This window comes from Citrobacter sp. Cpo142 (genome assembly GCF_030332425.1).
In the GTDB taxonomy this organism is placed as follows: domain Bacteria; phylum Pseudomonadota; class Gammaproteobacteria; order Enterobacterales; family Enterobacteriaceae; genus Citrobacter; species Citrobacter portucalensis.
The window spans coordinates 1-1,097 of sequence record NZ_JAOWHW010000025.1 but is presented as its reverse complement, the minus strand read 5'-3'; the positions used below and the strand labels follow the sequence as shown (position 1 = coordinate 1,097).

Annotated in this window: 1 protein-coding gene; it reads left to right on the top strand. The window is 44.2% G+C overall.

Annotated elements, in window-relative coordinates; genetic code table 11:
• Window positions 1-351 precede the first annotated feature (351 nt).
• Window positions 352-852: a non-heme ferritin-like protein gene (locus tag OGY18_RS00960; protein WP_001752509.1), complete on the top strand. Its 501-nt coding sequence runs from the start codon at window positions 352-354 to the stop codon at window positions 850-852.
• Window positions 853-1,097: the final 245 nt, after the last annotated feature.

Genomic DNA, 1,097 nt, shown 5'->3' with positions numbered 1-1,097 from the left:
GGTAAGCAGAGTTTTTGAAATGTAAGGCCTTTGAATAAGACAAAAGGCTGCCTCATCGCTAACTTTGCAACAGTGCCCCTAATCGTGTTCAGCAGAATAGCCGGAGGAAGTTTCCTACTGTCGATAAGAAAGGATTGGCACAGGGAGTGTGAATATCGAAACACCATCACAGAATAATGCCAGATAGAAATGCGATAGTAGGGTTGGATATTTAAATAAGGAGCATCCCGACTTAAAATGAATATGACTGCGTAACCAGGCGCAATAAAAAAAGCGAAAGAATCGCTTTTATTCTGGTTGTTTTTTCGAAGAGTGACCGTTTTCTGAGATGACAAGAAATAAGGAAGTCCTATGATCGCTAGCGGAATAGTTCAAAAACTGAATGCGCAAATGAATCAGGAGTTTTATACCTCAAATTTGTATCTTCAGCTCAGCCAGAGGTGCAGCGAGAATAGCCTTAATGGCACCGCACTATTTTTGCGTCATCAGGCGCAAAATACGGTGACGCAAATGATGCGCATGTACGAATACATCAAACAGAGCGGCGCCACGCCGGTGTTACAGGAGCAACACGCCCGGTGCGGTGAATTTTCCACGCTGGAAGATCTGTTTGAGCAGACGGTAAGCGATTACCAGAAGCGCATTAATGCGCTGACCTCTTTGACGGAAGACGCCCAGGCAGCAAACGATAAGTCAGCGATTAACTTCCTGAAGCGATACAGAAAAGAGGAAATCGTGGACGGGACGCTGTTGCAAATCATTCTGGATGAAGTCCGCAGCGCTAAAAAAGCGGGCATCAACATGCAGCAAACCGACCACTATCTGGTTGGCGTGATCGATCGCTATCACTAAATCAATTTCGCAGTACGAGGAGGTTTTACGCCTCCTCAGAAAATCTGTTTTACATCAGAAACAGAGGTTTATGCCAGTGAACATTTGATACCCAACACGTCATAGTGATTTTTTAACTTAGCGTTTTTATATCGTGCCAAAAATGTCTCTGCTTGTGTCTTTATATTAAGGAAGGTGCGAATAAGCAGGTCATTTCTTCCCAAGCTGACTCGCTGATTAAAATTTCGCGGATCTGGGCCGATTTT

Bases quoted from the DNA above. Each gene is read 5' to 3' on its own strand.
- OGY18_RS00960 (WP_001752509.1), top strand. From the start codon at position 352: ATGATCGCTAGCGGAATAGTTCAAAAACTGAATGCGCAAATGAATCAG.